Genomic DNA, 23,299 nt, shown 5'->3' with positions numbered 1-23,299 from the left:
ACTGGCCCATGCCCACCATTACTGTCGCCTGCGCGCCGTTGGCGCTGATCGAGCGTAAGCGCATCGCCCTGGGCTTCACCCGGGTGTTCAAGGAGCTCGGCGCCGACCCTGCGCACTGCATGGTGTTCTTCGCCCCCTTGCCGCTGGACTGCGTGTTCAGCGCCGGCATGCCGCTGCCCAGCGTCGATCGCCAGGGCAAGCCTGCGCAATTTCACCTGCGCATCACCTGCTCTGAAGAGCGCGACGCGCTCGCCCAGCAGGTGCTGGCCGACGGCTTGTATGCCGGGCTACGCGCCACTTACAGCGGCGCATTCATTTATTTGCAATTCGACCCCATCGCGCCTGCACAGGTGTTCTACAGCGCAGGTTCCGCGCTGATCAACGCAGGCTCACCACAAGGAAGCACACGCTCGTGAATACCCTCTCTATTGAACAGCGCATTCGTCACACGCTTGAGCAACTGCTCGGCGCCGAGGTCGCCTGCCTCGATCGCCACGCCAGTTTTCGCGATTTCATCGGCGAGCGCTTCGATAGCCTGATGGCGGTCGAAGTGATCACCGCGATCGAGCAGTGCTTTGAGATCGAAGTGGACTACCTCAGCGACGACGTGCGCTTCTGGTTCGAGACCCTGGACAAGATGCAGCGCTTCGTCGCGCAAAAGCTCGAGGACCAACTGACTTTGCAGGCCAGCGTGTGAGCCAGCACCAGCTGTTTCAAACCTCAGGCTCCACTGGGGCGCCGCGGCAATGGTTGCGCAGCCATGCGCAGATGGCCTGCGAGGCGCGCTTGATCTACCAGCGCTGGGCGGCGGATGTCGGCGAGATTATCGCGTTCGCTCCCGCGAGCCACAGCTACGGCAAGATCCTCGGCGAGTTCGGCGCAAGCGTGAGCGGTGCGCCGGTGCAGTTTTGCTCGCTGGAACAGCAACAACTGCCAACGCTCGATGGCACAGGACATTGCGTGATCCTGGCGATCGCCAGCACTTGGCGCCTGCTGCCGGGGCTGCTGGAAAGGTTAGTGGGCAAGCGCCAGGTGCTGGTCCTGCACAGCGCCTCATTGTTGCCACCGGATGCCTTGGCCATCGTGCAGCGCTTTGCCGGGCCGAAGGTGCGCTTCATCGAGCTGTTAGGTTCGACCGAAACCGGTGCCATGGCGTTTCGGCAGCTCGATGTGCAGAGCACGGCCGATCAGCCCTGGACCTTGCTCGACGATGTCGAACTGCTGACCCCGGCAGGGCAACCGGCGCCGCTCGAAGTGGCCAGCCCGCGCATCGCCTGTGAGCAAGGCCAGGCCACCGCTGCCAGCCACCGCTGCGACGACCTGATTCAGCCACTGGATGCCAGGCGCTTCCAGTGGCTCGGCCGGGTCAGCAGCCTGATCAAGGTCAACGGCCTGCGCGTCGATCTGGCAAGACTGGGCAGTGAGCTGAGTGGTCATCTCGGCTGTCCGGCGTTGGCCTGCGTGCCGGTGCGCGATGCGCTGCGCGCCGAGGCTTATGAACTGCTGTTTTGCTCCAGTTCGCTGACCGAACGCGAAGTACTGGGTGCTTTCACCGAACTGCCGCCTGCCACCCCGCGCCCGCTCGCGGTGCGGCGGGTCGCGCACCTGCCGCTGTCTGCAACCGGCAAGCCGCAACCCTGGGCGGCTGCCTCTACTGTCAAGGAATACACCGATGTCACACGTTAAAACCGAAGATGCCATTGCCGCTTACTTGGCCGACTGTGGCGCCGATCCAGCGCATGGCCGGCAGCCGCCGCAGTACCTGGCGCTGAGCCTGCGCGAACGCCACGCACGCCTGGAGGCCAACCCGGCTCTGGCCGCTGAATGGGCTGAGCAGTACGAGCAGTGGTCCGTGCATGCCGATCACCATTATCGCTGCCTGGTCAGTAGCCGAGCGGTCGCAGCGCCCTGGTATCGCCTAGGCGTCAAGGACACGGTCGACGTGGCTGGCCTGCCGACCCGCCTGGGCCTGCGCAGCTACCGCCATTACCCGGCGCGCAGCGCCGAGGCGCTAACCTGGCTGGACCCACGCGTGGCGCTGACCTGCAAGGTCACCACCACCGAGCTGAACATTGCCTTTGGCGGCGGTTGTCGCAACCCGCGTTTCCCCACGATCGACCCTTCAGGCTCCAGCACGGGCTCGGCGGTGTCGGTGGCAGCGGGGCTGTGTGATATCTCGTTGGGCACCGACGTGCTCGGCTCGGTACGTTGGCCTGCATCGCACAACGGCATGGTCGGCCTGCGCATGACGCAAAAGGCCCAGAGCCTGGCCGGGGTGTTCCCGCTGTCGCCCCGCATGGATGCCTTGGGCTGGGTGACGCGCACCGCTGACGACCTCGACTTCCTGTTTCCCTTGCTGGGCATCGAAGGCCTGCTCGGCGAGCAGCAACCCCTCAAACAGCACTACCGGGTCGGCTTTCTCAGCCATGTGCACGAGCCGGGCCTGACCAGCGCGCAGATGCTGGCCATGCTCGACAAGACCCGCCATGCCATGACTGAGCTGGGCATGCGCCAAAGCGAGGTGCAGATGCCTGAACTGTGGGCCTGCCGTGGCGACGCCTGGCAGCTGTGCGCACGCGATGCCTGGCTGGCTTCGGCAGCCTGGCAACAGGCCTTCGACTGTGAGCTGCACTGGTCGACGCAAAGCGCCCTGGCCGTAGGCGCCGGGGTGAGCGACAGCGAATACCAGCGCATTCACCAGCGTATGGATCAGATTCGTGGCGGGATTGACGCCTGGTTCGACGCTGCCGAGGTCGACTTCGTGGTGTTCCCGATGGACCCCAACCGGCCATTCGACCTGCGTCATCCGCAGCCCGGCGACTCGACCATCCCGTCGCCAGCAGACGCCGATTACGCGCAGAAAATCAGTTTTACCCCGCTGGCCAGCTTCAGCGGCCTGCCGGCGATCACCGTGCCGATCAGCCAGAGCACGGATGGCAAGGCGGCGCTGGCGGTGCAGATCATGGGCCGGCGCGACAGTGAACGGCAGTTGCTGGATATCGCCAAGCGCTTGCAAGCGCTGGTCGGCCTGGTGCCGGCAGACACCCAGGCACAGTAGGAGAGGCGCACATGTGTGGAATTACAGGGTGGGTGGACTTCACCCGCGACCTTGAACAACAACAGCCCATCATCGCCGCCATGACCGACACCCTGGCCCTGCGCGGCCCGGATGCCCATGGCAGCTGGCGCCACCGCCACGCGTTGTTGGGGCACCGGCGGCTGGCGATCATCGACCTGGCCGGTGGCGTGCAGCCGATGACCTACCGGTTCGCCGACGGCCAGCAAGTGGCGCTGGTGTACACCGGCGAAGTCTACAACCACAACCCGCTGCGCGAACGCCTGCAGGCGCTGGGGCACCAGTTCCAGACCCGCAGCGATACCGAAGTGGTGCTACACGCTTATCTGCAGTGGGGCGAGGCCTGCTGCGAGTACCTCACGGGGATGTTCGCCTTCGCCGTGTTCGACACGCGTGACGGGCATTTGCTGCTGGTGCGCGACCGCCTGGGGGTCAAGCCGCTGTATTACGCGCAGCAGGGGCGAGGGCTGCTGTTTGGCTCGGAAATCAAGGCCATCCTGGCCCACCCGGAGTTCGCCAAAGCGCTGGATATGGTCGGCCTGGTGGATGGCCTGAGCCTGTCACGCGCTACAGCGCGCACGGCGTTTCGCGGCATCAGCGAGCTGCCGCCCGGGCATCGTTTGTCCTGGCGCCCGCAAGGCCAGGTCAAGGTCAGTCGCTATTGGCAACTGAGCCGGCGCGAGCATGAAGATGACCTCGACAGCACAGTGCAGCGCACGCGCGAGCTGCTCGGCAAGGCGCTCGGCGAGCAGCTCTATGCTGACGTGCCGGTATGCTCGCTGCTGTCCGGCGGGCTGGATTCAAGCATTCTCACTGCCATGGCCCAGGGTAAGCTGCAGGCCGAGCATGGCGCTACGGTCAATTCGTTCTCGGTGGATTTTGTCGGCCAGGCCGAGCAGTTCCAGGCCGATAGCTTTCGCCCCGAGCGTGATGAGCCCTATGCGCTGGCCGCTGCCCAGTTCATTGGCAGCCAGCACCAGACTATCTTGATCGACAACCGCGAGCTGGTCGCAGGGCCCGCGCGCGAGGCGGTGTACCGGGCCAACGATTCGGCCAATACCTTCGGAGACGTCGATACCTCGCTGTACCTGCTGTTCAAGGCGATTCGCGGGCATTCCACGGTGGCGATCTCCGGTGAAGCGGCCGATGAGGTGTTTGGCGGCTATGCCTGGTTCCGCGATCCGCAGGCGATTGCCGCGCCGCGCTTGCCTTGGCTGTCGCGCATGCAACTGCTGCAAGCCGACCTGATCAACCCTGAGTTCAATCGCTTGTGCGACTTTGCCGGGTATCAGGACAGCGCCTACCACCAGGCGTTGGACCGGGTCGAGCATCTGCCCGGCGACAGCCCGCACGAGCGAAGGATGCGGGAGATCTGCCACCTGCACCTGCATCACTGGCTGCCGATCCTGCTCGATCGCAAGGACCGTTTGAGCATGGCCGCAAGCCTTGAGGTGCGGGTGCCGTATACCGACCACGAACTGGTGGAGTACGTCTATAACGTGCCCTGGTCGATCAAGGGCAAGGATGGCCAGGAGAAGTGGTTGCTCAAGCAGGCCTGTGCCGACTTGCTGCCCGCTGCGGTGCTGGAACGCAAGAAAAGCCCTTACCCGACCTCGGCCAACCTGGCGTATGAGCGGTTCTTGCGTGATCGCATCCGGCTGCTGCTGAGCGATTCACACAGCCCGGTGTTCCAGGTCATCGACCGCGCCCAGCTGGCGGCGCAGCTCAACCAGGCGCAGGGTTATTTCAATTCGCAGTTACGCCGTAACAACCTGGAAACGGCCTTGGCGCTGGATGCCTGGATGCGCCTGCATGGGCTAGCGGTGTAGTTCGCGGCGCACGATCTCTTCCTGGGTAGCGAGGTCCAGCAGGGTATCGCTGAAGCGCTTCGGCGCGCCCAGGTCGAGCATCGAGATGAAGCTGCCCAGGGCAGGGGAGGCGTTCTGGCTGTTCCAGTTCATGTACAGGCCCATGCTCGGGTTGGGTTGTTCATTGACCGGTTTGATCGGGCGGAACAGCACCCGGTCGCGCAGGGTCGAGTGGGCGATCGACTCCGGCACCAGCGCCACCCCGAAGCCACACGCGACCAGGCCGATCAGGGTATGGATCTGGCCAGCTTCCTGCACCACCTTGGGATAGAAACCGGCCGCTTCGCACAGGGCCATCAGCTGGCTGAAGTAACCATTGCCCAATACCTGCGGGGTGAAAACGAAATCTTCCTCGGCAAAATCACGCAGATCGACCGTCGACTGGCGGGCTTTTTCATGATGGGCCGGCAAGGCCATCACGATCTGCTCGTTAAGGATCAAGCGCGATTCGATCAGGTCAGGCGGCATCGGCAGCTTGCGCATGAAGGCGATGTCCGCTTCGCCGGCCATCAGCGCCGTGGCCTGGGAGGCCGAGGGCATTTCGCGGATGGTCAGGCGCACGTTGGGGTAGGTTTCGCGAAAGCGCCGCAGCGAATTGAGCAGTGATTCGTAGTAAGCGATGGAAATGGCCGTGATGGTCAGCTTGCCGCAGATACCCTCGGAGACATTGCGCGCATACTCGATGCCTTGTTCGAGCTCCTTGAGGGTGCGATACGCGGTTTCCAGGAAAGCCATCCCGGCCGCTGTGAGCTTGACCCCGCGCTTGTTGCGCAGGAACAGGCTGAAGCCAAGCTTCTCCTCGAGTCGGTTGATCGCTTGGCTCAGGGGCGGTTGCGCCATGTGCAGGCGAATGGCTGCCTTGTGAAAGTGCAGCTCCTCGGCCACGGCGATGAACTGCCTGAGCAAACGTGTCTCGATCATTCTACGTTCCTTCATCGAGTCGAACTGGTGCCAGGTCGGCGACGGGCGCCGGCCATTCCTGCAAGCGCGCCATCATAGAGTGTGACTTGGCCATGCAGAAGCCTCTAGACGAGGGCTTTTCCTATCTAAACGCACAGGTCTTAAAGCCTGCTTCATCCAATTGATAATCTTCGGTGATATCCAGGAGATATCAAGGTTGCATGCTTTTAGTATTAAGTCATTGATTTTTTTATTGTTATGGTTCGTGGATAAGAATCGGAGGGGATTCGACGATGTCATTCACGAACAAGGTCGCCATTGTCACCGGTGGCGGCCAGGGGCTGGGGCTTGAGTATGCCAAGGCGTTGCTGGCCCAGGGCGCCCGCGTGGTTGTCAGTGACCTGGGCACTGATCGCGTAGGCGAAGGTGAGAATCAAGCGCTGGTGACTGAGGCGGTCAGCGCCTTGCAGGCCGCCGGCGGGCAGGTGGTGGCGCATATTGGCCACCTGGATGATGAAGCGGGCTGCCAGCAGCTGGTGGAGCTGGCCATCGAACAGTTCGGCGCCTTGGACATTCTGATCCACAACGCCGGTTGGGTCGGCTACCAGGATATCGAAGACCAGCAAGAGGCATTCCTTGAGCGCGCCCTGGGCATCAGCGTGCACGCACCGGTGTGGCTGGCCAAGCATGCCTGGAAGCACCTCAAGCGTTCCGCCGCGCCGCGGGTGGTGCTGACCACCTCGGACCGGGCAATGTACCAGCGCTATGCCCAGCCAGGGTTGGTGGCCTATGCCGCCGGCAAGATGGCCCAGGTCGGCATCATGAACGCGCTGAGCATGGAGGGCCTGGAGCACGGCATTCTGGTCAATGCGATCTCGCCGGTGGCCAAGACCCGCATGTGGGGCGTAACCCAGCCGCCAGAAGACCTCAAGCCCGAGTGGGTCACCCCTGGCGTGCTGTACCTGGCCAGCGACTTGTGCCGCGACACCGGGTATATCCTGCGCGCCAGCAATGGCCAGTTCACCGCCACGCGCTTTTGCGAGAACAGCGGCGTCAATTATCCCCGCGACCTGGCCCGGGTCGAAGCGGGCAGCCTGAACGAGGTGGCCGAGCGCTGGAGCCGCATCAAGGAGTGTCACTACGTGCCGACCAAGGTCGCCCGAACCCGTGCCGATCTGGGTGAGAGTCCGGTTTGGGATGAACGAAACGGGCAGCTGTACTTCGTCGATATCTCTGGTGGCCGGATCAATCGGCTGCGCCCGGGTGGCGAGGTAGAGGAAGTGTATGCGTCGGCTGCACGTATCGGCGCCCTGGCCCTGACAGACAAGGGCAACCTGATCTTTACCGAAGATGCCAGTGCAGCACTGCTCGATGTGGCGCAAGGCAAGGTGCGCCAGTATTCGGCGCCGGTGCATCATCGCTCAAGCTACCGTTTCAACGACGGCGCCTGTGATCCGCAGGGGTATTTCGTCACCGGCCTGATGGATGAAGGCCCCAGCGGCAAGACCGGCGCGCTGTATCGTTTTGACCGTGAGTTGCATGCCGAGGTGATTCAGCGCGACCTGTCTCTGCCCAACGGCCTGGCCTGGAGCGAGGACGGCCAGACCCTGTTCTTCGTCTGTTCGGTTGCCCGCAGGATCTACCGCGCTCAATACCTGCCCGACGGCACGATGGGCGAGGCCACCCTGTTTGCTGAAACCCCGGCCGAGCTGGGGCGCCCGGACGGCATCGCCCTGGACCGCGAGGGTGGTCTGTGGGTGTGCCAGTTCAATGGCAGTTGCCTGTTGCGCTACGATCGCGAGGGCCACCTGAGCGATCAGGTGCTGATGCCGGTACCGCGCCCGACCAGCTGCTGCTTTGGCGGCGAGGGGCTCGATACCCTGTACATCACCACCGCGCGCTTTGGCATGGCGCCGGCGCAGCTGGTCGACTATCCGGATGCCGGCGATCTGTACATGATTCGCCCCGAGGTGCCGGGGGTGGCGCGTCACCTGTTCAAGGAATGAGGCGCTTGTCCTGGCTGCGTGGCAGGACCAAGGTCAGGCCGACACCGGCTTCGTTCTGGATATGCTCGATGCGCATACAAGCGGCAAGTGGGAAGTGGCAAGTGGCAAGTAGCAAGTAGGAGCAACTGTCTTGTTGTGGAAGATGGTCTTGAGGTCTTGAGTCGGGAGCTTATCCATTCTTTGTAGCGACGCTAGCGGCCCCTTCCGCCTTTACGGCGGCTTACTTTTCTCTTGGGAAAAGTAAGCAAAACCGCTCGCTCCTGCATCCGGCCCTACGCTGCGCTTCGGGTTCCCTCGCTGCGGGCTTGCTCCCGGGAGGACCTCGCTGTACGGCCTCTCCTGGGCCGCAGCGCTTGACGGCCATCCATGGCCGTCACCTCCCTTCGCAAGCCCTCCGCTCGGCCTCCTGCCGTCGCAAAGTTAGTGGCGGTGCCTGGGCTGGCGTTATCTGGCGATAGTGGCATTTGTGCTGGATGCTCCGACCTCTTCACGGGCACGCCCGCACAGGTACCGCACAATTCTCCCGGCTGACGGTGAGCCAGCTCCCACTGCACCCACTGCTATCGCGCGCCGATGCTTGCGCGGACATCACTGTCCGGCGGCGTCCATCATCCGCTGCAACGCGGCGTAATCGGCATGGCTCACCGGCACCAAACCGCTGGCTTCCTGGGAGGCAACGAACCCCGCCAGTGCCTGTGGGTCGTCCAACATGGCATTGCGAATCCGTGCCTTGGTCGCTGGGCACAGGCTGGCACTGAATACATACGGGTCGTAGTGAATCGGCTGCGAACGCCACAGTACCTGCAGCCGTTCAGGCTTGATTGCATGACCGGCCAGATACGCATCGGCACGTTCGCTGGCGACGAATGCGGCATCGACGCGACCGTCCAATAGCGCCTCCAGAGCGTTGTCATGGTTGCCGGCATACACCAGCGCGCCAAAGTAACGTGGTAGCGCCAGGGCCACTGTGGCGGCGAACTCGACGCTGGGCACCAGGCTGCCTGACGTGCTGGCCGGGTCGCTCAGCGCGACCCGCTTACCGCGCAGGCTGTCGATTTGTTCAGGCCCATCGGCGCGGGTCAGCAGCAGTGCCTGGTAGTAGTTGCCCGCCGGGGTATAGGTGCCGGCGCTGAGGGTGAAGCTGGCGAAGGGCTCGATGCGCGGGTCGCGACGCTGGGCCAGGACGTAGGAGGCCGGGCCGAGCCGGGCAATATCGGCACCGCCGGAGACGATCGCATCGACCACGCTTTCATAGGAAGAGGCGATCACCAGCTCCACCGGCACACCGGTTGCCTGGCTCAAACGGTCGATCAGTGGCTGGTGTTCACGCTGCATGTCTTGCGCGCTCTTGATCGGGATCACCGCCAGGCGCAACGCACGAGGGCTGCAGTCGGCCTGGGCGTGACCGATAAGGCTCAGGGCCAGGCTCAGCGCGGCCAGCGCCTTGGCTACACGCATGCTTTGACCTCGAGGCTTCTGAACGGTGGATAGTCTTGCAGTTGAGCGACCGACAACGGCCGGCTGAAGTGATAACCCTGGGCAATGTCGCAACCGGCAAGCTTCAGGCACACCACCTGCTCGCGGGTTTCGACGCCTTCAGCAACCACTTCCAGGCCCAGGCGCTTGGCCAGGATGATGGTCGAAGAAACGATCGGGCTGTCGTCGTGGCTGTTGCACAGTGGCGCGATCAACGCACGGTCGATTTTCAGCTTGCTCAGCGGCAGAGAGTGCAGATGGGCAAAACCTGCGTAGCCGCGGCCGAAATCGTCCAGGCTGATGCCGATACCTGCCGCGCGCAAGCGGTGCAGGTGGTCGACGGCGGCGCCTTCGGGGTCGAGCACGGTGGTTTCGGTGATCTCCAGCTCCAGCCGGTGCGGGGCAATTTGCAGGCGCTTGAGCTCGGCGAGCAGGCGCTCGCTGAAATCGCCCTGGCGCAGTTGTAGCGCTGAGACATTCACCGCCAGGCGCGAATCGAGGTCGCGTTGGCGCCAGCGCACCAGTTCCTCGCAGGCCAGGCGCAGCACTTCCCAGCCCAGCTCGACGATAAAGCCGCTGCGCTCGGCAACCCCAATGAACCGGTCGGGGTAAAGCAGGCCGAACTCGGGGTGGTCCCAGCGCACCAGAGCCTCGTAACCCAGCACTTGCAGGGTATCCAGGCGAATCTGCGGCTGATAATGCAAGACGAACTGGCGCTCGGCCAATGCGCTGCCAAAGGCCTGTTCGAGGGTGAAGGCCTGGATGTCGCTCAGGTTCAACGAGGGATCGAAGAAGCGGTATTGGGCACGTCCGGCTTGCTTGGCCGAATACATGGCCGCGTCCGCGCAGCGGATCAGTGCGTCGATGTCCTGGCCATCGCGCGGGCAGATACTGACGCCGACGCTGGGGCTGGTGTTGACCTCCTGGCCATCCAGGGCATAGGTGGCAGAGAGCTTTTGCACCAATGTGCGCACCCAGGTGTTGATCTGTTCTTCACTGCGTTCCCCGGCCAGCAGCACCACGAACTCGTCACCGCCAAAGCGCGAGGCTTCGTCGCCGGGTTCAAGCAGGCGCTGGATGCGCCCGGCGACCGCTTGCAACAGCAGGTCGCCAATGCGGTGGCCAAGCGAGTCGTTGATCGATTTGAAGCGATCCATGTCGATGAACAGGATTGCCATCAGGCGGCGTTTGCCACGTTGCCGGCTGAGGGTCTGGGTAGCTACTTCGACGAACTGGCGGCGATTGTGCAGGCCGCTGAGGTGATCGGTAGCTGCCGCATGGCTGCTGCGCCGGTGCTCGTCTTCCAGGCGCTCGATCAGCTCATGGTTGACCTGCTGGGCCTGCTCCAGCGCACTGAAGGCTTCCTGGCGCTTGCCCAGCAGGCGCAGGCTCCAGGCGAGGCTGGCGAGGATCATCAGGGTCATGCACAGGTTCAGCCAGAATTGGCCTTCGTAGGTCAGTGCCGACGGGGTGAGGATTTCTTCATAGCGCTGGCTGACCACGATGCTGAAACCGCGATCAGCCACGCGCCGATACAGGCTCTGGTAGGGCCCTTCGGCGGCATATTGGGTCAGCACCCCGGCGTCATCACCGGTGTCTGGCAGGTCGGGCATCAATGTGTCGCCGGCCACCACTACGCCGCTGGTGTCGATCCGCAAGCGCTCCTGGCCATCATCCTGCAGCAGCCGCATCAGCCCGCTGCGGCCCAGGTCGATGTGTTGAAACAACACCGCCAGGTAGCCGATGTCCAGTTGCACCACCAGGATAGTGTCGATCTCGCGCCCCGGCAGATCAGTCAGGGGCAGCAGGAATGGCAGGCGCCAGTCGGGCAGGGCGGAGGGATTGTCACTCGCCGCGATGCGCGGCAGGAACGGCTTGAAGCCGTAGCGCGAGACGTGGTTTTTCAGCTGCTCCAGCCACTCATCAGGCAGGCGCTGGACTTCGTCGCCATGGCTGGCCGAGACCAGCTGTCCGTGCCGGTCATATAGGCTCATGCGCTTGAATACGGGGTCTTCAGCCAGAATCCGCGCCAGGCTGAAGCTGCCTTGGCGCAGCGCTTTCATATCGTCCTGGGTACCGCGGCCAACTGCCTGGGCGCGATCGACCAATTGGCGCAGGCTCTCGGCGACGATACTGGCAAGGTTCAGGTGCTCGGCCGCTTTGGCTGACAAAGCGCCCTGGCGGGCGGCGTGTTTCTGGGTGAAGTGCAGGCCCCAGAGAAATGCCAGGGTCGCGGCGCACAGCACCAGGATCAGAATCGGCAGAAGGCCTGCGGAGGATGATGTTCGGCGGATCACTGCTGGTGGTTCCCGACCCTGGGTAATGCTCGGAAAATACGACAGGCAGATGACAGCTGGATGACTAATGGCACTTTGCTTTCATTTTTTCTACCGAGCGCGCAGCCATAGGCTCACAACGCCTATGGCTGCGCATTGATCAACCGCGCACGAACGCCAACAGATCGGCGTTGATCACATCGGCATGGGTGGTCGGCATGCCATGCGGGTAGCCCTGGTAGGTCTTCAAGATGCCGTTGCTGAGCAGTTCTGCCGAGCGCGGGCCGGAGTTTTCGTAGGGCACGATCTGGTCGTCATCGCCATGCATGACCAGCACCGGGATGGTGATGCGCTTGAGATCCTCGGTGAAGTCGGTCTGCGAGAAGGCAACGATGCCGTCATGGTGAGCCTTGGCCGAGCCCATCATGCCCTGGCGCCACCAATTGAGGATGACCCCTTCGGCAGGCTCGGCCCCAGGTCGGTTGTAGCCGTAGAACGGGCCGGCGGGCACATCGTGGAAAAACTGCGCGCGGTTGGTCGCGGTTTGCACCTGGAAGTCGTCGAATACCGACTTGGGCAGCCCACCCGGATTAGCCTCGGTCTTGACCATCAGCGGGGGCACCGCTGCAATCAGCACGGCTTTGGCAACCGGATCCCTGGGATGACGGGTGATATAGCGCACCACCTCGCCGCCGCCGGTGGAGTGGCCGACATGCACCGCGCCCTGCGTCCCCAGGTGCTCGACCACAGCGGCGACGTCATCGGCGTAGTGGTCCATGTCGTGTCCATCCCAGACCTGGCTGGAGCGCCCGTGTCCGCGCCGGTCATGGGCGACCACGCGAAAGCCTTGGCCAAGGAAGAACAGCAATTGCGCATCCCAGTCATCGGCGCTCAGCGGCCAGCCATGGTGAAAGTGGATCACCTGGGCGTCGCGTGGCCCCCAGTCTTTGTAGAAAATCTCGACCCCATCTTTAGTTGTGACGTATCCCATGCTCGCGTCTCCTGTATCAAAGGGTGGCGTGGTGACCGACATCCACCGCACAGCCTGAGCCGGTTGAACCCTCGGTCGCCTATCCAGCGTAGGACTAAAGTCAGCTTCAAGGTCTGAGAATTTTCCGAAGGTGCGGCATCAGTAGTGGTAACTGGGCATACGGCACAAAAAAACAGGCCCATGACGGGCCTGTGAGGAAAGCACCATGCCTGCTTACAGCGTTTCGATACTGCGCGGCGCCATGAAGTACAGCCAGATCAGCGCCAGGAAGTACATGGCCGGAATCAGGGTGAACAACACCGCATAGTTGTTATGGGTAGCAGTCAGCACGCTGCCCACGATCTGGGTCATGAACATCCCACCAATGGCCGCGCACATGCTGGCGAAGCCGAACACCGAGCTGATCAGGTGCTTGGGCGTGTAGTCCATAAGCAGACTCCAGATATTCGCCGTCCAGGCCTGGTGCGCGCCAACCGCCACCGCGATGGCCAGTACCGCAATCCACAGGCCACTGGCGTGCGCGGCAAAAGTCACGCTGAGCATGCTGCAGGCGAAAATCAGCAGCGAGATCAGCCGCGCGCGGATGGCCCGTACGCCGCGACCGATCAACCAGGAAGACAGGATGCCGCCGCCGATGCTGCCGAAATCAGCGGTCAGCCAGATCAGAATCAGCGGGATGCCCATCTGGGTAACGCTGATGCCCAAGTCGTACTGCTGATTGAGAAACGGCGGCAGCCAGTACAGGTAGAACCAGAACACCGGGGCGGTGATCGAGTACGCCACGGCGAAGGCCCAGGTCCCGCGCATGCGCAGGATGCGCTTGAAGGGTACCCGGCGCGCCTCAGGCTCGACGTCCTGTTGGATGTAGTCCAGTTCGCTCTGGCGCACCCGCGGGTGCTGCTCAGGGTCGAAGTATTTCAGCCCCCAGAACACCAGCCAGACCAGGCCCAGGCAAGCCATGGCGATGAACGCGGCTTGCCAGCCCCAGGCGGCGAGGATCAGCGGCAGCAGCGCCGGGGTGACCATGGCGCCGACATTGGTGCCGGCGTTGAACAGGCCGGTGGCAATCGCCCGTTCGCCAGCGGGGAACCACAGCCGCGTGGTCTTGACGCAAGCGGGGTAATTGGCCGCTTCAGTCAGGCCAAGGATGAACCGGCAAACCATGAACCCCGCCGCCGAGGTCGCCAAGCCGTGGGCGCCTGTGGCAAGGCTCCAGAGCAGCACGGCGGCGAAGAACGCACGCTTGACGCCTACTTTGTCGATCAGCCGGCCTTGCAACAAAAAGCCGATCGCATAGCCGACCTGGAACCAGAAGTTGATGTTGGCGTAGTCCATCGCCGTCCAGCTCATGTCCTTGGCCAGCATCGGTTGCATGATCCCGAGGGCAGCGCGATCGATGTAGTTCAAGGTGGTGGCGAAGAACACCAGGGCGAGCATGCCCCAGCGGGTCTTGCCGACGGCGAAGGCATCGCGAACTTTGTCGCCGATGCCTCCCTGCGGGACGCGGGCGGTGGTGATCTTGGAATCGGTCATTTAAGGGTCGTTTGTTGAACTTGTTATGAGCTGCAAGGGCTTATCGAACGCGACCAGCCTTTAGCTAGAGCGGGGCGCGAGATCGGTGAATGGTGCGCAGTGAATCACAGACCGTCAATTCAAGGGGTGGCGCTTGTGTTCGATCATCGAACAGTAGCGGGCCGCGTTTCCTTGCGCCTGAGTATCGGCCGCTTTTCCCTATCCAGTACTCCCGCCGCGAGCTTCTGTACATCTGAGGGCGACTTTTAGCGACGCATTTGCCTCTCACATGCGATAAGCCGTGATTATTGAATGTTATCTAGTCCTTGAAAATCCGTGCCTCCACGATCAGAATCGGTACGTAATTACATAGTACGTACCACATTACGAAATCGTAGGAGCAAATATGGCGCGCGGCGGTATCAACAAAGCAGTAGTGCAGCAGGCGCGCCAGGCCTTGATAGCCCGTGGCGAACATCCCAGCATCGATGCGGTACGTATCGAGCTGGGCAACACTGGATCGAAAACCACCATTCACCGCTACCTCAAAGAACTGGAGGCCCAGCAACCCGCGGCGCCGTTGGCGATGGCAGGGCTGAACGAGCAATTGGCACGGCTGGTGGATCAGCTGGCGGCGCAATTGCATGAGCAAGCAGAGGCGCACGTTCGCCAGGCCGAGGCGGTATTCGTCGAGCAGCGTGAGCAGCTTCACGCGCAGCTGCAGCTGGCGCAGCAGGCGCTGGCTGCGGCGCACCAACAACAGCAGATCCAGGCCGCCGCCTTGCAGGCCGAATCAGAAAAACTCGCCTCGACCTTGAGTACTCTGCAAGCCGAGCAATTGCGCAGTGCCAGCCTCAACCAGTCGCTGGGCGAGTTGCAGCTGCGCCTGACCGACAAGGATGAACAGGTCCGATCGCTGGAAGACAAACACCGCCACGCTCGCGATGCGCTCGAGCACTACCGCGCCGCCAGCCGCGAGCAGCGCGAGCAAGAACAGCGCCGGCATGAGGCGCAGGTTCAACAGCTGCAGGTCGAACAGCGGCAATTGCAGCAGGGCCTGATCGTGCGCCAGGAAGAATTGACCCGCCTGCACCGCGACAATGAGCGCTTGCTAGGTGAGACCCGTCAGTTGACCGCGCAGCACACCCTGATGAACGAGCAACTTGAGCAACGCGATGCACAAGTGCAGGGGCTGCGCTCGATCCTGGCCCAGGCGCAGGGCAGCAGTGATGAGATGCGCCGTCAGCTCGAGGCACAAGCCCAGCAGTTGGAGCAAAAGCGCGAGTTGTGCAGCGAACAGAAGCAGCAGTTGGATTATTTGCAGGCTGAGCTCGGCAGTCGGTCTGCCGCGTTGAGCGAGTGCCGCGCGGTTTTGGCTGCCCAGGAGCACGCCAATGGGCTTGGCGAAGGCGGATAAATCAAACTTTGCGCTGCCGGTGGTTTCTTCTGTAGACACTCACCGGAGTCGCTCAACCATGTCCAAGCCAGAGCAACAGCCTACTGAACAGCCAGGGAAGGGGCCTCATTCTTCCGAGCATTCCACTCAAAAGGATGATCTGGGGTTTGATCCGGACTCGCCAGATGTCGATGATCCGCAAGTTGATCCCCAGGGGCCGGCCAAGCCGCCGCGGGATTTTGAGAAGAAGCAATGAAGACTCCGGCCTCTTTGCAGGTGAGCCCGCAAAGAGGCCGGAATGGGCTTAACCCAGTCAGGACGGTCAGCCTTCGACGTGCTTGGCTGCCTCAACCCCCGCGCTGGAGAGTTTGATCGGATACTGCACGCTGATCTGGTGCTCGGCGTCGACGCCAACGCTGCCATCGTGAATCAGCCCTTCGTCCTGCAGGGTCTTGAGCATGCCGGCCACGGCTTTCTCGCCGCGATAATTGTCCAGCACTTCCTTGCCCAGCCCCTGCGGGTGGGCATGCAGCAGGCGGGTAAGAACTTCTGAGCGTAGTGGATCGTTACTCATGGATGGCTAACCTCGCAGAATCAATTCATTTGCCGTGTTTGGCTTGGAGCTGCTTGGCATGCTCCAGGTGTTTTTGCAGGGTCGGCAGCGTGTCGCTGGCGAAGGCTTTCAGGTCAGGCTTGTCAGAAGAGCTGGCCTCTTTCTGGAACAACTCCACGGCTTTTTCGTGGGCATCGACCTGGTTGTTGATGTACGACTTGTCGAACGACTCGTCACGCCACTCCAGGATCACCTTCTTCACCTTGTCGGTCAGCGCGGCCTCATCCGGCACGCTGATATCGTGTTTGCGGGCGACATCGCCAAGTTGCTGATTGGCCTTGGTATGGTCGGTGACCATTTGTTGAGCGAAGGCCTTGATGTCGGCATTCTGGCTCTTCTGCATGGCCAGGTTGCCGGTCACCACTTCGGCAATACCGGCTTCGGTGGCAGCATCGACAAAGTCATCTGAACTTGCGGCCATGGCATGCAACGAAGCCATGCCCAATGCGACGGACAAGCCGACCCGCTTGAGGAACAGGTTGTTCATGACGCACTCCTTCTCAGTTGGCGCGACCTCAATGTCGCTTATGGTTGAGCCATGGCGCCGAGCAAAGGTTTAATTTTTCTGCGCACAGCGCCTCCTGTGCACCACTGGGGAACGATGCCAGCGGGCAGGGCTCAGAGATTCAAAGGTTGCATGAAGGAGCAGGGGGCATGAGCATTGAACGCAGCATTCCCGAGCTTGAAGCCTGGTACGCCCAGTACGACGACGAGAGCTATAGGCGCGAATCGCCGGATGCTTATCACCACGAGCTGATTCGTACTGCCCAGGCGCTGCGCGACGACGGCGCACTCGATTGGGATGATTGGCTGGCCCTCAAGGCGCTGGCCGACCAGGCCCATGTCCGCGCCCTTGAGGAGGCGGTGCAGGCCCACGTCAACGATCCAGACGCATGAAAGCGCTGAAAATTGCCACCTTCAACATCAATGGCATCCGCAGTCGCTTGCCTGGGTTACTGGCCTGGCTTGAACGGGAACAACCGGATATCGCCTGCCTGCAAGAGCTTAAGGCCGCAGACAAGGACTTTCCCCGTCAGGCCTTGGAAGCGGCCGGCTATGGCTGTGTGTACCAGGGCCAGCCAGCGTGGAACGGGGTGGCGATATTGGCCCGCGACAGTGAGCCTTTGGAGGTGCGCCGTGGTTTGCCAGGCATGCAAGACGACAGCCAGAGCCGCTACCTGGAGGCCGCGGTCCATGGCGTACTGGTCGCCTGTCTGTACTTGCCCAACGGCAATCCGCAACCGGGGCCGAAGTTCGATTACAAGCTCGCCTGGTTCGAACACCTGATCACGCATGCCCAGGGGTTATGCGCCAGCGAACACCCGACGGTGCTGGCCGGTGACTTCAACGTGGTGCCGACCGATCAAGACATCTACAACCCGCGCTCCTGGCTCAAGGACGCCTTGCTCCAACCCGAATCGCGCGCCTGCTACCAGCGCCTGCTTGGGCAAGGCTGGATCGATGCAGTGCGCCACCTGCACCCGGATGAGCGGGTGTATACCTTCTGGGATTACTTTCGTAATCACTGGGCGCGCAATGCCGGGCTGCGAATCGACCACTTGCTGCTCAATCGCGCGCTAGCCCCCTATCTGAAGGCGGCAGGGGTCGACGCCTGGGTGCGTAACGAGCCCAAAGCCAGCGACCACGCGCCGACCTGGATCGAGCTGGGCTCGCGCAAACGGCGCTGATCTATAGTCAAGGACGGCAATTGCGACAACAAGGGACTTCAATGCGTGCTGCCAGGAAACACGACGATGACGGGCTGTTCGCGGTAACCGGCGAGGGCCGCGCCGTGGCCTTGTTTCGTCTGGTATTGGTGTTCATGGCGGTGGTGATGCTGGCATTCGTGTCGACCGAAACCTGGCGCATCTGGCGGGATTATCGGCATGCGTTCGTCAATGCCGAAGACTCGGTCACCAACCTGGCCCGTGCCTCTGCGCAACACGCCGAAGATGCTATCCGCCAGGTCGATGCGATTACCGCAGCATTGGCCGAGCGCTTGGAAGGAGACGGCTTCGAGCACCTCGACCGACCGCGCCTGCACGCCTTGCTGCGTCAGCAGGCCACCATCATGCCGCAGTTGCACGGGTTGTTCGTGTATGGCCCCGACGGCAGCTGGATCGTCACTGACCAGGACGCCATCCCGGCCAATGCCAACAACGCCGATCGCGACTATTTCAGCTATCACCGCAGCCACACCGATCGCCACGTCCGCATCGGCTCGGTCGTCAAAAGCCGCTCGACCGGCGATTTGATCATTCCGATTTCCAGGCGCTTGAACTATCCCGACGGCAGTTTTGCCGGGGTGCTGCTGGGCACCATCAAAGTCGACTGGTTCGTGCGCTATTACGGCGATTTCAAGATCGACGAGCGCGGCGCCCTGGTCTTGGCCAAGCGCGATGGGACCATTCTGGTACGCCGGCCCTTTGTCGAGCAGGTGGTCGGCCGCAGCCTGGCCAACAGCGAGGTGTTTCGCAACCACCTGCCGTATGCCAACGAAGGCATCGCGCAAGCGGTGGCAGTGGTCGACGGCACGCCGCGGCTGTATGCCTACCGGGCGCTGAGCCGGTATCCGCTGGTGGTAGAAGCGGGGCTGTCGCGCGAGTCGATCATCGCGCCGTGGCGGCATGACATGATCAAGTCGATTGGCGTACTGCTGGTCTTGCTCCTGGGCTTGGCGGTATTCGGCTGGGTGGTGCTGCGCCAGCTACGCGAGCGGATTGCCATCGAACGCGCTCTGCACCAGGCGCACCAGACCCTCAAGGACCTGGCCCTGACCGACAGCCTGACCGGCCTGGGCAACCGCCGGCGACTCGATGCGGTGTTCGAAGCTGAAGTCGGCCGGGCACGTCGGCAAGGCTATCCGCTGGCCTTGGTGATGATGGATCTGGATTACTTCAAGGCCTACAACGACCGCTACGGCCACCCGGCAGGCGACCAATGCCTGCGCCGGCTTGGCGAATTACTACGGCACATGTTGAAGCGCCCTGCGGACCTGGCGGTGCGCTATGGCGGTGAAGAGTTCACCCTGTTGTTGCCCGATACCGACGCGCAAGGTGCCGTGTTGATCGTCCAAGAAACGCTGCATATGCTGCGCCGCTTGGGTATTGAGCACGCCGGCAGCCCGTTGGGACAGGTGTCGGCCAGTGCTGGGATTGCGGTGGCTTATCCGGCCCTTGAGACGATTACCGCAGAGGGCTTGATGGCGGTGGCCGATAGCGCGCTGTATGAAGCCAAACGCCAGGGTAGGGACCGTTATTGCCTGGCTGGTGCGCCGGCCACGAGTGCCTAGCCAGAGGTTTTGGGGCTGGCAATACCGGCCTCATCGCGGGGCAAGCCCGCTCCCACGTTAACCAGCTTCATAGAGGGCTGAGTGAGAGCAGGCTGTGTGAGAGCAGGCTGCGTGGGAGCGGGCTTGCCCCGCGATGAGGCCGGTACTGACACTATCAGACCAGAACCCTGCGCATGGCGCAGCGCCCAACCAGTCCATGGCGCTGTTCTTCCTCCAAGATCCCTAGCAACCGCTCGCCCAACTGCTCCTGGCTAATCACGACAAAACCAAGCCGCTGATAAAACGGCGCATTCCAAGGCACCTGGGCAAAGGTTGTCAACGTTACCTCTGCACAACCCATCCTTCGAGCCGCACTGACTGCCTGGGCAATCAACCCGCGGCCAAGTCCCTGGCCCTGCGCCTGCTGAGCAACGGACACTTCGTGAATATGCAGCGCATCGCCCTCCAGACGGGCGCAGAGAAACCCCAATACCCGTTCGTGCGCATCGACTGCCACCCAGCTCGCCTGGGCCTGAATGAATGTCCGATGCGCGGTTTCGCTCAGCACCTCACTCGCAGCCAGCCAGGCCAAGCTGGGCACACTGAGAAATGCCTGGGCTGCCGAACGCTCGATGCTCGGCAGCAGCGGGATATCCTTGGCCAGGGTAGGGCGGATACGCATAGGACGGTCTCGGGCAAGCAAAGCGGCAAGTCTGGGAGCTGACGGAGCGGTGAGCAAGCGGGGGCTTGCAAGTTAGTTGTTATAACGTAACATTTAAGGCTGCCCACCCTCTCAGGATCGACCACTGTGATTCGCAGAAACCCCTCCGGCCACCTCCCAGAAATCGCTGAGTCGGCCTACATCGACCAAACCGCGATCATCTGCGGCAAGGTGGTGATCAAGGACAACGTGTTCGTTGGCCCCTACGCCGTGATCCGCGCCGATGAAGTCGACGCCAGCGGTGATATGCAGCCGATCGTCATCGGCGCCAACTCCAATATCCAGGATGGCGTGGTGATCCACTCCAAGTCTGGCGCCGCGGTAAGCATTGGTGAATACACCTCGATTGCCCACCGCTCGATCGTCCATGGCCCCTGCACCGTGGGTGATCGGGTATTCATCGGCTTCAACAGCGTGTTGTTCAACTGCCGCGTGGGCAATGGCAGCGTGGTGCGGCACAACTCGGTGGTCGACGGCAGGGATTTACCCGAACGCTTCTACGTGCCGCCCACCGAGCACATCGGCCCCCACACAGATTTGCAGAGTTACCCGCCGGTCAGCGTTTCGGCCTCGGAGTTCTCCGAAGACGTCGCGCGCACCAATATCGATCTGGTCCAGGGCTACAAGGCCTTGCAGAACGAGTTTTGAGCATGGCCGACTTGCTCATACGCAATGCCCGGGTGGTCAATGAAGGGCGTGAGTTCGACGCCGACCTGCTGGTCGCCCACGGGCGCATCGAAAAAATCGCCGCGAGCATCGACAACGCCCAGGCGCGCATCGAACTCGACGCCGATGGCCGCTGGCTGGTGCCGGGCATGATCGATGACCAGGTGCACTTTCGTGAGCCAGGCGCTGCGCACAAAGGCTCCATTGCCAGCGAGTCGCGTGCCGCAGTGGCCGGCGGCATTACCAGTTTCATGGACATGCCCAACACCCATCCGCCCACCCTGACCCTGGCAGCGCTGGCCGACAAGCAGCGCCGCGCGGCGGAGACTGCGCGGGCCAACTATGGTTTTCACTTTGGCGTCAGCCGCGACAACCTGGAAACCATCGCCGCGCTCGACCCTCGCGCGGTCGCCGGGATCAAGGTGTTCATGGGCGCATCCACCGGCGACATGCTGGTAGATGACCCTCAGGTACTGGAAAAGCTGTTCAGCTGTGCCCCCACCATCCTGCTCGCCCACTGCGAGCACACCCCCAGCATCCTTGCCAACCAGGCGCGCTGGCAGCAGCGCCATGGCACGTTCATCCCGCCCGCCGCGCACCCACAGATTCGCGACGCCCAGGCGTGCTATCGCTCCTCGATGCTGGCCGTCGAGCTGGCCCGGCGTTTCGGCACTCGGCTGCACGTGCTGCACCTGACTACAGCCGGCGAACTGGCATTGTTCGAGCCAGGCCCGGTGACCGGCAAGCGCATCTCCGCCGAGGTCTGCCTGCACCATTTGCTGTTCGACGACAGCGACTACGCAGCGCTTGGCCATCTGATCAAGTGCAATCCGGCGATCAAGTCGCGCGCCGACCGCGACGCTTTGCGTCAGGCGCTGGCCAGCGATCTCATCGATGTAATCGGCACCGACCATGCACCGCACAGCCTTGAAGAAAAACAGCGCGATTACCTCCAGGCACCGTCCGGGCTGCCATTGGTCCAGCATGCCTTGCCGGCCGCCTTGGAGCTGGTCAGCGAAGGGGTAATGAGCCTGAGCCAGATGGTCAGCAAGACCAGCCATGCAGTAGCGGACTTGTTCGCCATTCGCGAGCGCGGCTACCTGCGTGAAGGCTACTGGGCGGATTTTGCGGTGGTCGAGCGCCTGGCTCAGCCCCTGCCAGCCAGCGCGCAACCGATACTTGCCCACTGCGGCTGGACCCCCTTTGCCCAGCGCAGCTTTCGCCATGCCGTGCGCAGCACCGTGGTGTCGGGGCAGTTGGCTTGGCACCAGGGCCAGGTGATAGACAGCTGCCAGGGGCTGCCCTTGATGTTTGAACGATGAAGGAAGCACCGCCATGACCGAACAAGAGTTACTCAAGCAAAGCCCAGCGGCCTACATGAACGAGCCGCAGCGCCAGTTTTTTCGCACATTGCTGATAAGCCAGCGTAGCGAACTGCAGCAGCGCATCGAGCAAGAGTTTCGCGCCTTGCGCGAACAGGAAGTGCTCAGCGACCCCGCCGACATTGGCAGCGCCGAGGAGGAGCGACACTGGCAATTGCGCTCGCTGGAGCGCGAGAAGAAGCTGCTGGACAAGATCGACCAGGCCCTTGAGCGCCTAGCCCGTGGTGAGTATGGCTGGTGCGAGGAAACCGGCGAGCCGATCGGCCTGCGCCGTTTGCTGCTGCGGCCGACCGCCACCTTGTGCATCGAAGCCAAGGAGCGCCAGGAGCTGAAGGAAAAGCACCAGCGGGACGGCGCCTGAGCCGCCCCACGCTGGCGTTCAGTCTGCCCCCAGCTCACGCACCTGCCAGCGCACCGCGCTGACGCCTTTTTCCAGGCTGACTCGGCCGACCAGCCGCTCCAGTTGAGCCGTGGCTTGCGCATTGCCCAGCAGTTCGGCGCGCACTTCCAGGCGGCTGGCGTCAGGCAGATCCTCGCTGTGCAGCGACTGCAAGCGCAGGCCAGGGTCGCTGAGACTGTGCAGCATCAGGCTGCGCACCTGGATCTCATCCTCGGCGCGGCAAACGATACGCACCTCGAAACGCTGCTCGACCTCGCTGGCCGGCAACACTTCCTGGTGATCCAGGCGTTGGGCGATATCGCGCAGCAAAATGTTGGCGCAGAGCACCACCAGGCTGCCCACCGCTGCCTCCAATAGCAGCCCAACGCTGCACAGCACGCCGACAGCGGCGGTGCACCAGAGGGTCGCGGCAGTATTGAGCCCGCGTACGTTCAAGCCGTCGCGCATGATTACGCCGCCGCCGAGAAAACCGATACCCGACACCACATAAGCGGCGATCCGCGACGCATCGGTCGGGGCCATGCCCGGCACTGCCTGGGTCATCAGCACGAACAGGCAAGCGCCGGTGCTGACCAGCGCATTGGTGCGCAGGCCGGTCAGGCGTTGACGCAGTTGTCGCTCAGCGCCGATCAAGGCACCGAGCAGCAGGGCTACGCTGACGCGCAGCAGAAAGACTTTCCAATCCATAGCAAACCTCGTTGCACGGGCAATCGCCCGTACGAGCACCATCGGCAGATGGCACGTT

The 23,299-nt window shown here is 62.7% G+C and carries 23 protein-coding genes and 1 pseudogene; 15 read left to right on the top strand and 9 right to left on the bottom strand.

Features of this window, described 5'->3' with window-relative positions; translation table 11 throughout:
• The first annotated feature begins 8 nt into the window (after positions 1-8).
• Genes HU737_RS09995 through asnB form a run of 5 tightly spaced genes read left to right on the top strand, consistent with a single transcriptional unit; the run spans position 9 to position 4,905 of the window.
• Positions 9-416, top strand: coding sequence for a hypothetical protein (locus HU737_RS09995; RefSeq protein WP_186554400.1), 408 nt, complete (start codon positions 9-11; stop codon positions 414-416).
• Positions 413-697: an acyl carrier protein gene (locus HU737_RS09990; RefSeq protein WP_186554401.1), complete on the top strand. Its 285-nt coding sequence runs from the start codon at positions 413-415 to the stop codon at positions 695-697. Before HU737_RS09995 ends, HU737_RS09990 begins: the two co-directional genes overlap by 4 nt.
• Complete coding sequence (locus HU737_RS09985; RefSeq protein ID WP_186554402.1) at positions 694-1,686, top strand: AMP-binding protein; 993 nt, start codon at positions 694-696, stop codon at positions 1,684-1,686. Before HU737_RS09990 ends, HU737_RS09985 begins: the two co-directional genes overlap by 4 nt.
• Complete coding sequence (locus tag HU737_RS09980) at positions 1,673-3,058, top strand: amidase family protein (protein WP_186554403.1); 1,386 nt, start codon at positions 1,673-1,675, stop codon at positions 3,056-3,058. Before HU737_RS09985 ends, HU737_RS09980 begins: the two co-directional genes overlap by 14 nt.
• 11 nt (positions 3,059-3,069) lie before the next feature.
• Positions 3,070-4,905 (top strand): asparagine synthase (glutamine-hydrolyzing), encoded by a 1,836-nt coding sequence (gene asnB, locus HU737_RS09975; protein ID WP_186554404.1) that lies wholly within the window; start codon positions 3,070-3,072, stop codon positions 4,903-4,905.
• Here asnB and HU737_RS09970 read toward each other — a convergent pair.
• Positions 4,894-5,865 (bottom strand): LysR family transcriptional regulator, encoded by a 972-nt coding sequence (locus HU737_RS09970; protein ID WP_186554405.1) that lies wholly within the window; start codon positions 5,863-5,865, stop codon positions 4,894-4,896. The two genes, asnB and HU737_RS09970, sit on opposite strands and share 12 nt — an antisense overlap.
• Before the next feature lie 272 nt (positions 5,866-6,137).
• On the opposite strand from HU737_RS09970, the pseudogene HU737_RS26185 reads away from it, so the two are divergent.
• Together HU737_RS26185 and HU737_RS26180 are read left to right on the top strand one after the other, a co-directional pair.
• Positions 6,138-6,746: pseudogene (locus tag HU737_RS26185) on the top strand (SDR family NAD(P)-dependent oxidoreductase); the annotation flags it as partial.
• Complete coding sequence (locus HU737_RS26180) at positions 6,741-7,850, top strand: SMP-30/gluconolactonase/LRE family protein (protein WP_434727074.1); 1,110 nt, start codon at positions 6,741-6,743, stop codon at positions 7,848-7,850. The pseudogene HU737_RS26185 and the gene HU737_RS26180, both read left to right, overlap by 6 nt.
• Positions 7,851-8,438: 588 nt before the next feature.
• On the opposite strand, the gene HU737_RS09960 is transcribed toward HU737_RS26180, so the two are convergent.
• From HU737_RS09960 to HU737_RS09945, 4 genes are all read right to left on the bottom strand, one after another.
• Positions 8,439-9,308: a phosphate/phosphite/phosphonate ABC transporter substrate-binding protein gene (locus HU737_RS09960; RefSeq protein WP_186554407.1), complete on the bottom strand. Its 870-nt coding sequence runs from the start codon at positions 9,306-9,308 to the stop codon at positions 8,439-8,441.
• Positions 9,299-11,623 carry a putative bifunctional diguanylate cyclase/phosphodiesterase gene (locus HU737_RS09955; RefSeq protein WP_186554408.1) on the bottom strand — a complete coding sequence of 775 codons (2,325 nt, stop codon included), beginning with the start codon at positions 11,621-11,623 and terminating at the stop codon, positions 9,299-9,301. Before HU737_RS09955 ends, HU737_RS09960 begins: the two co-directional genes overlap by 10 nt.
• A gap of 139 nt (positions 11,624-11,762) precedes the next feature.
• Entirely contained in the window at positions 11,763-12,593 is an 831-nt protein-coding gene (locus HU737_RS09950; RefSeq protein WP_186554409.1) for an alpha/beta fold hydrolase, read from the bottom strand.
• 213 nt (positions 12,594-12,806) lie between these two features.
• Positions 12,807-14,126, bottom strand: coding sequence for an MFS transporter (locus HU737_RS09945; protein WP_186554410.1), 1,320 nt, complete (start codon positions 14,124-14,126; stop codon positions 12,807-12,809).
• Between the two features lie 385 nt (positions 14,127-14,511).
• On the opposite strand from HU737_RS09945, the gene HU737_RS09940 reads away from it, so the two are divergent.
• Together HU737_RS09940 and HU737_RS09935 are read left to right on the top strand one after the other, a co-directional pair.
• Positions 14,512-15,522, top strand: coding sequence for a DNA-binding protein (locus HU737_RS09940; RefSeq protein WP_186554411.1), 1,011 nt, complete (start codon positions 14,512-14,514; stop codon positions 15,520-15,522).
• 58 nt (positions 15,523-15,580) lie between these two features.
• Positions 15,581-15,757 (top strand): DUF6021 family protein, encoded by a 177-nt coding sequence (locus tag HU737_RS09935; protein ID WP_225915688.1) that lies wholly within the window; start codon positions 15,581-15,583, stop codon positions 15,755-15,757.
• Between the two features lie 66 nt (positions 15,758-15,823).
• On the opposite strand, the gene HU737_RS09930 is transcribed toward HU737_RS09935, so the two are convergent.
• Entirely contained in the window at positions 15,824-16,075 is a 252-nt protein-coding gene (locus HU737_RS09930; RefSeq protein WP_186554412.1) for a hypothetical protein, read from the bottom strand.
• A gap of 25 nt (positions 16,076-16,100) precedes the next feature.
• Positions 16,101-16,601, bottom strand: a complete 501-nt coding sequence (locus tag HU737_RS09925) for a DUF4142 domain-containing protein (protein WP_186554413.1) — start codon at positions 16,599-16,601, stop codon at positions 16,101-16,103.
• Positions 16,602-16,768: 167 nt separating this feature from the next.
• On the opposite strand from HU737_RS09925, the gene HU737_RS09920 reads away from it, so the two are divergent.
• From HU737_RS09920 to HU737_RS09910, 3 genes are read left to right on the top strand one after another with little or no spacing between them, the layout of a single operon-like run.
• Positions 16,769-17,011, top strand: coding sequence for a hypothetical protein (locus HU737_RS09920; protein WP_186554414.1), 243 nt, complete (start codon positions 16,769-16,771; stop codon positions 17,009-17,011).
• Positions 17,008-17,802 (top strand): exodeoxyribonuclease III, encoded by a 795-nt coding sequence (gene xth, locus HU737_RS09915; protein WP_186554415.1) that lies wholly within the window; start codon positions 17,008-17,010, stop codon positions 17,800-17,802. Before HU737_RS09920 ends, xth begins: the two co-directional genes overlap by 4 nt.
• A gap of 41 nt (positions 17,803-17,843) precedes the next feature.
• Positions 17,844-19,406, top strand: coding sequence for a sensor domain-containing diguanylate cyclase (locus HU737_RS09910; protein ID WP_186554416.1), 1,563 nt, complete (start codon positions 17,844-17,846; stop codon positions 19,404-19,406).
• Between the two features lie 154 nt (positions 19,407-19,560).
• On the opposite strand, the gene HU737_RS09905 is transcribed toward HU737_RS09910, so the two are convergent.
• Positions 19,561-20,067 (bottom strand): GNAT family N-acetyltransferase, encoded by a 507-nt coding sequence (locus HU737_RS09905; protein ID WP_186554417.1) that lies wholly within the window; start codon positions 20,065-20,067, stop codon positions 19,561-19,563.
• Between the two features lie 126 nt (positions 20,068-20,193).
• On the opposite strand from HU737_RS09905, the gene HU737_RS09900 reads away from it, so the two are divergent.
• From HU737_RS09900 to dksA, 3 genes are read left to right on the top strand one after another with little or no spacing between them, the layout of a single operon-like run.
• Positions 20,194-20,754 (top strand): gamma carbonic anhydrase family protein, encoded by a 561-nt coding sequence (locus tag HU737_RS09900; protein ID WP_186554418.1) that lies wholly within the window; start codon positions 20,194-20,196, stop codon positions 20,752-20,754.
• Between the two features lie 2 nt (positions 20,755-20,756).
• Complete coding sequence (locus HU737_RS09895; protein ID WP_186554419.1) at positions 20,757-22,094, top strand: dihydroorotase; 1,338 nt, start codon at positions 20,757-20,759, stop codon at positions 22,092-22,094.
• A gap of 13 nt (positions 22,095-22,107) precedes the next feature.
• On the top strand, positions 22,108-22,515 hold the full coding sequence (gene dksA / locus HU737_RS09890) for an RNA polymerase-binding protein DksA (RefSeq protein WP_186554420.1): 408 nt from the start codon (positions 22,108-22,110) through the stop codon (positions 22,513-22,515).
• Positions 22,516-22,533: 18 nt separating this feature from the next.
• Here the strand turns inward: dksA and HU737_RS09885 are convergent, their stop codons facing one another.
• Positions 22,534-23,241: an MgtC/SapB family protein gene (locus HU737_RS09885; RefSeq protein WP_186554421.1), complete on the bottom strand. Its 708-nt coding sequence runs from the start codon at positions 23,239-23,241 to the stop codon at positions 22,534-22,536.
• Positions 23,242-23,299: the final 58 nt, after the last annotated feature.

Origin of the sequence: Pseudomonas urmiensis (assembly GCF_014268815.2) — a bacterium.
Classification (GTDB): Bacteria; Pseudomonadota; Gammaproteobacteria; order Pseudomonadales; family Pseudomonadaceae; genus Aquipseudomonas; species Aquipseudomonas urmiensis.
The sequence above is the reverse complement of the archived record's forward strand: the minus strand, read 5'-3'. Positions and strand labels throughout refer to the sequence as shown.